A 6,916-nucleotide genomic window follows, 5' to 3' on the forward strand; every position below is an offset into this window, starting at 1 on the left:
CCGCGACGCCGCGATCGCGCGCACGATCACCGCGCTCGGCGCCGGACGCAGCGTCGCCTTCCGGTCCGACGACCTCCGCCTCGACGACGCCGACCCGCTGCACGCGCTCGCCCGCGCCGGCGCCGACATCGTGGCGGCGGTGCTCGACGCCGGCGCCGCGACTCGGGTGATCGTGTGCGGTGGCGACACCTCCAGTCGCATCACGACGCTGCTGGGCGTGCGGTCGCTGTCGATCGCGGCGAACCCCGTCGGCAACATCGTGCTGCTGCGCGCCCACGCCGACGACCCCGCCGTCGACGGCGTGAAACTCCTGCTGAAGGGAGGCCAGGTCGGCGGCGTCGACCTCTTCGACGACGTGCGCCGGCTGGGCGAGTCCGAGGCCGGCAGTCGATGACGGTCGCAACGGCCGTCGACACCGGCCTCTCCCGCCTCGCCGCGGAGCTCGACGATCCCGCACGCCTCAGCACGCGAGCCATCGACCGCGTCGCCCAGGCGAGCGACGCATCCCACTACCTGCTCACCCCGGAAGCGGTGGTGACCGCGGCCGACGCGGCCGAGGTCGCCCGGCTGCTGCGCACCGCGTCGACGCTGCGCCGCCCCGTCACCTTCCGATCGGGCGGCACGAGCCTGTCGGGACAGAGCGCCGGCGACGGGCTGCTCGTCGACGTGCGCCGCGGATTCCGGCGCATCGACGTGCTCGACGGCGGCCGGCGCGTGCGCGTGCAGCCGGGCGCCACCGTGCGACAGGTCAACGCCCGCCTCGTGCGCCACGGATACCGGCTCGGTCCCGATCCCGCCAGCGAGGCCGCCTGCACGATCGGCGGGGTCGTCAACAACAACTCCAGCGGCATGGCCTGCGGCACCACCGAGAACACCTACCGCACCCTCGAGTCGATGGTGTTCGTGCTCCCCTCGGGCACACGGGTCGATACGGGCGCGCCCGACGCCGACGCGGCGCTGCAGCGCGCCGAACCCGGCCTCGTCGACGGTCTGCTGCGGCTGAGGCGACGGGTCGCCGAGAACCCCGCGTCGGTGGAGCTCATCCGCCGCCAGTTCGCGATGAAGAACACCATCGGCTACGGCGTGAACGCCTTCCTCGACCACGATCGCCCCGCCGACCTGCTCGCGCACCTCGTGATCGGCAGCGAGGGCACCCTCGCTTTCGTCGCGGAGGCCACCTTCCGCACGGTGCCGATCCGGCCTCGCACCGCCACCGCCCTCGCCGTCTTCGACGACCTCGACGCCGCGACCCGCGCCCTGCCCGCGCTCGTCGACACCGGCGCCGCCACCGTCGAGCTCATGGATGCGACCTCGCTGCGCGTCGGTCAGGGTCTCGCCGACGCGCCGCCGCAGATCGTCGGGTTCGACGTGCACCGCCACGCCGCGCTCCTCGTGGAGTACCAGGCATTCGAGGCCGACGACCTCGCCCGGCTCGTCGCGATCGGCGACGGCGCGATCGGCGCCGAACCGCTGCGCGCACCGGCACCCCTCTCGACCGACGCGGCCATCCGCGCCCGCGCCTGGAAGCTCCGCAAGGGCCTCTACGCGTCGGTCGCCGGCGCTCGCGCGAGCGGCACGACCGCACTCCTCGAAGACGTCGTCGTCCCCGTCCCCGCCCTCGCCGAGACCTGCGCATCACTGCAGGAGCTGTTCTCCCGCTACGCCTATCGCGACAGCGTGATCTTCGGACACGCGAAGGACGGCAACATCCACTTCATGCTCACCGACCGGTTCGAGACCGACGAGCAGCTCGACCGCCTCACCGGGTTCACCGACGACATGGTCGACCTGGTGCTCGCCGCCGGCGGCAATCTCAAGGCCGAACACGGCACCGGACGCGCGATGGCCCCGTACGTGCGACGGCAGTACGGCGACGAGCTCTACGACGTCATGCGCGAGCTCAAGCGCCTGTGCGATCCCGCCGGCATCCTCAACCCCGGCGTGATCATCGACGACGACCCCGACGCCCATGTGCGCCACATCAAGCTCACGCCGTCGATCGAGGCCGAGGCCGACCGGTGCGTCGAGTGCGGCTACTGCGAGCCGGTGTGTCCGTCGAAGGACCTCACGCTCACGCCGCGGCAGCGCATCGTCACGCGCCGCGCGATGGAGCGGGCGAGCGCATCCGGCGATCACGACCTGCGCCGCGAGCTGGAACGCGACTACGACTACGAGGGCCTGCAGACGTGTGCCGCCGACGGCATGTGCGCGACGGCGTGCCCCGTGCTCATCGACACCGGCTCCCTCGTCAAGCGTCTTCGCACCGAGAACCGCAACCGGATTCTCGAGACCGGATGGACCGCCGCCGCCCGCGGCTGGGGAGCGGTCACGCGCGTGGGCTCCGCCGCGCTGACGCTGGCCGACGCCGCACCCGCCGGCGCGGTGGCGGCGGTGACGGATGCCGCGCGCGCCGTCGCCGGATCCGACACGGTGCCGCGCTACTCGGCCGAGCTTCCGGCGGGCGGCTGCGCGCGGCGGACGCTCGGGCGTCATGTCGGAGCCGCCGACGCCGAGCCGGTCGCGGTGTACCTGCCGGCGTGCGTGGGCAGCATGTTCGGCGCCGAGGGCGGCGGTGCGGGCGCGACCGCCGCGTTCACCGCGCTGCTCGCCCGCGCGGGGATCGCCGTGACCGTTCCCGACGGCATCGAGGCGATGTGCTGCAGCACGCCGTGGACGTCGAAGGGATTCCCGCGCGGACGCGACGTGATGCAGCGGCGGGTCGTCGACGCCGTGCGCACCGCCGTCGCAGCCGGACTGCCAATCGTCAGCGACGCGTCCAGCTGCACCGAGGGCTTCGCGCACCTGCTCGCCGGCGCCGGCCTCGACGCCACGGTGGAGGATGCGGTCGCCTTCGTCGACCGCGAGGTGCTGCCGCGCCTGCCTGCGGCGTCGCACGTCGCATCACGCCTGGTGCTGCATCCGACCTGCTCTTCCACCCAGATGGGACTGAACGACGCCCTCGGTCGAATCGCCGAGCGCGTGGCCGACGAGGTCGTCACCCCGGACGCGTGGGGATGCTGTGCGTTCGCCGGCGACCGCGGCATGCTGCATCCCGAACTGACCGCATCGGCAACCGCCGCCGAGGCGGCCGAAGTCGCCGCCCTGGCCGGCGACGCCCACGCCTCCTGCAACCGCACGTGCGAGCTCGGCATGACCCGCGCCACCGGCGTCGGCTACCGCCACATCCTGGAGCTCCTCGAACAGGCCACTCGCTGAGCCGCAGCGCTTCCACCACCGCCGCCCGCCCAGCCGGCGCCGCCCTCCATCAGAGGCATGTCCCACTTTCTGTCTTCAACAGCCGCCATACCGTCAATAAGTGGGACATGCCGCGGGAGAGGGATCCATCGCCGGCCCCGCAGCATCCACTTGCCCACCTGCCCTCCGCCATGTCCCACTTGCTGTTCCCAACAGCCGCCATACCGACAGAAGGTGGGACATCCCTCCGCCCCGCAGCGCCCACCCTCCGCCGCACTTGCGCATCGCGCGGCACTGGCCTATCGTTGAATCGATTCACAGACGCTTGAGGAGCGCTACTCGATGACGAGCCACACCCCGACGCGGGTCTGCTTCGAACTGCAGATCAAACCCGAGCTCCTCGACGAGTACATCGCCCGCCACACCCCGGTCTGGCCCGAGATGCTCGCCGAGATCGCCGCCGCCGGGCGCCGCAACTACTCCCTCTTCCTCGCCGAGGGCGGTCGCCTCGTGGGCTACTACGAGACCGACGACGACGACGCGGCGCAGGCCTACCTCGCCGGCAGCGACGTCGCCGCGCGATGGGAGGCCGAGATGTCCCGGTTCTTCGTCGACCTCGTCGGTCGCCCCGACCAGGCCGCCACGCCCCTCACCGAGATCTTCAACCTGCACGACCAGCTCGCTGCCACCGGCACGGCTCCGACCGAAGAAGGCATTGCATCATGACGACGCTGTCCGACGACATCCTCACCCAGCTCGAAGGCCAGGGGATCGAACTGCCCAGCTGGGCATTCGGCAACTCCGGCACGCGCTTCCGCGTGTGGACCACCGAGGGGACCCCGCGCGACCCGCGCGAGAAGATCGCCGATGCCGCGCAGGTCAACAAGCACTCCGCGCTGGCGCCGTCGGTCGCCCTCCACATCCCGTGGGACACCGTGGACGACTACGCCGAGCTGCGCTCCTACGCCGAAGACCTGGGTGTCACACTCGGCACGGTCAACTCCAATACCTTCCAGGACGAGGACTACAAGTTCGGCGCCCTCACCCACCACGACGACCGCATCCGCCAGAAGGCCGTCGACCACCACCTCGAGTGCATCGACATCATGGATGCGACCGGGTCGCGTGACCTCAAGATCTGGCTCGCCGAGGGATCGAACTACCCCGGCCAGATGGACATGCGCGCCCGGCAGGACCGCCTGAACGACTCGCTGCAGAAGATCTACGCACGCCTCGGCGACGACCAGCGCCTGGTGCTGGAGTACAAGTTCTTCGAGCCGTCGTTCTACCACACCGACGTTCCGGACTGGGGAACCTCATACGCCCAGGTCGCCACGCTCGGCGACAAGGCGATGGTGTGCCTCGACACCGGCCACCACGCGCCCGGCACCAACATCGAGTTCATCGTCATGCAGCTGCTGCGGCTCGGCAAGCTCGGCTCTTTCGACTTCAACTCCCGCTTCTATGCCGACGACGACCTGATCGTGGGCGCGGCCGACCCGTTCCAGCTGTTCCGCATCCTGTTCGAGGTCATCCGCGGCGGGGGGCTGAACAACCCCGACGTGGCCTTCATGCTCGACCAGTGCCACAACATCGAGGACAAGATCCCCGGCCAGATCCGCTCCGTGCTCAACGTGCAGGAGATGACCGCGCGGGCACTCCTCGTCGACCGCGAGGCCCTCGACGCCGCCCAGGCCGCCAACGATGTGCTCGCCGCCAACGCCGTGTTCATGGACGCGTTCTACACGGATGTGCGCCCGGCGCTCGCGCAGTGGCGCGAGTCGCGGGGACTGCCAGCCGACCCGATGGCCGCCTACGCCGCCTCGGGGTATCAGCAGAAGATCGTCGCCGAGCGCGTCGGCGGCACGCAGGCGGGCTGGGGCGCCTGATCCGATGACCACCGTCGCCGACCGCGTGCTCGACGGGCCCCATGGCCCGCTGCGCGTGCGCACCTACGTCCCCGCCGCACCGGCAGCCGCCGGCCTGGTGTGGGCGCACGGCGGCGGGTTCGCCCACGGCGACCTGGACATGCCCGAGGCCGACGGCGTCGCGCGCGCGTTCGCCGAGCTCGGCATCGCGGTCGTCTCGGTGGACTATCGGCTGGCGCCGGCGTTCCGGTACCCGGTCGCGCGCGAGGAGGTCGCCTTCGCGTACGCGTGGGCGGCCGCATCCGATCTGACGACCGGCCCGTGGGCGCTCGGCGGCGCGAGCGCGGGCGCGAATCTCGCCACCGGTGCGACTCTCAAGACCCTGCACGCCGGCGGTGAGACACCCCCGCTCCTCGTGCTCGCCTATCCGACGCTGCACCCCGTGCAGCCCGCGCCCGACGACGCGTTGCGCGCGGCTCTCGACGCCGAGCCCGACGCCGACAGATTCGGACCCGACGTCGTGAGCGCGATGTACGAGAATTACCTCGGCGCACCGGTGTCGACCGCCGATGTCTACGCCGCGCCCGGCCTGGCATCGGCAGCGGAGCTCGCCGGCTTCCCGCCCACGATCATGATCAACGACGAGGTCGACGAACTGCGCGTCTCGGGCGAGGCGTTCGCCGAGATCCTGCGAGCCGCCCGCGTCGACGTCGACTGCTCCACCGAGCCGGGCACGCAGCACGGCCACCTCAACCGCCCGGAAGAGGGAGCCGCGCAGCCGTCGATCGAGCGCTTCGCCGCGCGCATCCTGGCCCTTGCCTCGCCCGATCCTCGCCCCACCCGCACGACTCCCACCACCCGCGCTCCGCAGTCGCTTTCTGCGGATGCGACGACCCCGTAACCCGCACTTCACGACTGCGGAACCGCAGCCGAACGATCCCTACGAAGGAAACGTCATGACGAATCCCGCCGCGGCCGACCTGATCGCCCGTTCCAACCGCCTGGGCGCCGACCCGAAGAACACGAACTACGCCGGGGGGAACACCTCGGCGAAGGGCACCGAGATCGACCCGGTCACCGGCGAGCCGGTCGAGCTGCTGTGGGTGAAGGGATCCGGCGGCGACCTCGGCACGCTGCAGGAGAAGGGCCTCGCGGTGCTGCGCCTGGACCGGATGCGCTCGCTCGTGAACGTCTACCCCGGCCTCGAGCGCGAGGATGAGATGGTCGCGGCCTTCGACCACTGCCTGTTCGGCAAGGGCGGCGCTGCTCCCTCGATCGACACGGCGATGCACGGCCTGGTCGACGCCGCCCACGTCGACCACCTGCATCCGGATTCGGGCATCGCGATCGCCACCGCCGCCGACGGCGAGCAGCTGACGGCGACCATCTTCGGCGACAAGGTCGTGTGGGTGCCGTGGCGTCGCCCCGGCTTCCAGCTGGGGCTGGACATCGCCGAGATCAAGGCGAAGAACCCGCAGGCGGTCGGCTGCATCCTCGGCGGCCACGGCATCACGGCGTGGGGCGACACCTCCGAGGAGTCCGAGAAGAACTCGCTGTGGATCATCGACACCGCCGCGGCCTACATCGCCGAGCACGGTGCGGATGCGCCCTTCGGCGCCGAGCGCGTCGGCTTCGGCGCCCTGCCCGAGGCCGAGCGACGCGCGAAGGCCGCCGCGCTGGCTCCGACCATCCGCGGCATCGCCTCGCACGACAAGCCGATGGTCGGGCACTTCACCGACGCCGACGTGGTGCTGGAGTTCCTCGCGTCCGAGAAGGCACCCGCCCTCGCCGAGCTCGGCACGAGCTGCCCCGACCACTTCCTGCGCACCAAGGTCAAGCCGATGATCCTCGAC

6 protein-coding genes are annotated in these 6,916 nt (G+C 71.3%); all 6 read left to right on the forward strand.

Translation table 11 applies throughout. The annotated features are described in order from the left end of the window. A partial coding sequence (locus B4E30_RS04300) for a nucleotide-binding domain containing protein (protein ID WP_286793644.1) occupies window positions 1-394 on the forward strand: 394 nt, incomplete at its 5' end. Continuing rightward, window positions 391-3,216 carry an FAD-binding and (Fe-S)-binding domain-containing protein gene (locus B4E30_RS04305; RefSeq protein WP_286793645.1) on the forward strand — a complete coding sequence of 942 codons (2,826 nt, stop codon included), beginning with the start codon at window positions 391-393 and terminating at the stop codon, window positions 3,214-3,216. The genes B4E30_RS04300 and B4E30_RS04305, both read left to right, overlap by 4 nt. Before the next feature lie 321 nt (window positions 3,217-3,537). Further along, window positions 3,538-3,921: an L-rhamnose mutarotase gene (locus B4E30_RS04310; protein ID WP_286793646.1), complete on the forward strand. Its 384-nt coding sequence runs from the start codon at window positions 3,538-3,540 to the stop codon at window positions 3,919-3,921. Further along, the gene (gene rhaI / locus B4E30_RS04315) at window positions 3,918-5,084 is read left to right on the forward strand and encodes an L-rhamnose isomerase (RefSeq protein ID WP_286793647.1); all 1,167 of its coding nucleotides are present in this window, start codon (window positions 3,918-3,920) and stop codon (window positions 5,082-5,084) included. Before B4E30_RS04310 ends, rhaI begins: the two co-directional genes overlap by 4 nt. Window positions 5,085-5,088: 4 nt before the next feature. Next, complete coding sequence (locus B4E30_RS04320; RefSeq protein ID WP_286793648.1) at window positions 5,089-5,964, forward strand: alpha/beta hydrolase fold domain-containing protein; 876 nt, start codon at window positions 5,089-5,091, stop codon at window positions 5,962-5,964. Between the two features lie 55 nt (window positions 5,965-6,019). Further along, a partial coding sequence (locus B4E30_RS04325) for a class II aldolase/adducin family protein (RefSeq protein WP_286793649.1) occupies window positions 6,020-6,916 on the forward strand: 897 nt, incomplete at its 3' end.

It is taken from the genome of Microbacterium sp. UBA3394 (genome assembly GCF_002358725.1).
GTDB classification, from domain to species: Bacteria; Actinomycetota; Actinomycetes; order Actinomycetales; family Microbacteriaceae; genus Microbacterium; species Microbacterium luteum.

Bases quoted from the DNA above. Each gene is read 5' to 3' on its own strand.
- B4E30_RS04305 (WP_286793645.1), top strand. From the start codon at position 391: ATGACGGTCGCAACGGCCGTCGACACCGGCCTCTCCCGCCTCGCCGCG.
- B4E30_RS04320 (WP_286793648.1), top strand. From the start codon at position 5,089: ATGACCACCGTCGCCGACCGCGTGCTCGACGGGCCCCATGGCCCGCTG.
- B4E30_RS04310 (WP_286793646.1), top strand. From the start codon at position 3,538: ATGACGAGCCACACCCCGACGCGGGTCTGCTTCGAACTGCAGATCAAA.
- rhaI (WP_286793647.1), top strand. From the start codon at position 3,918: ATGACGACGCTGTCCGACGACATCCTCACCCAGCTCGAAGGCCAGGGG.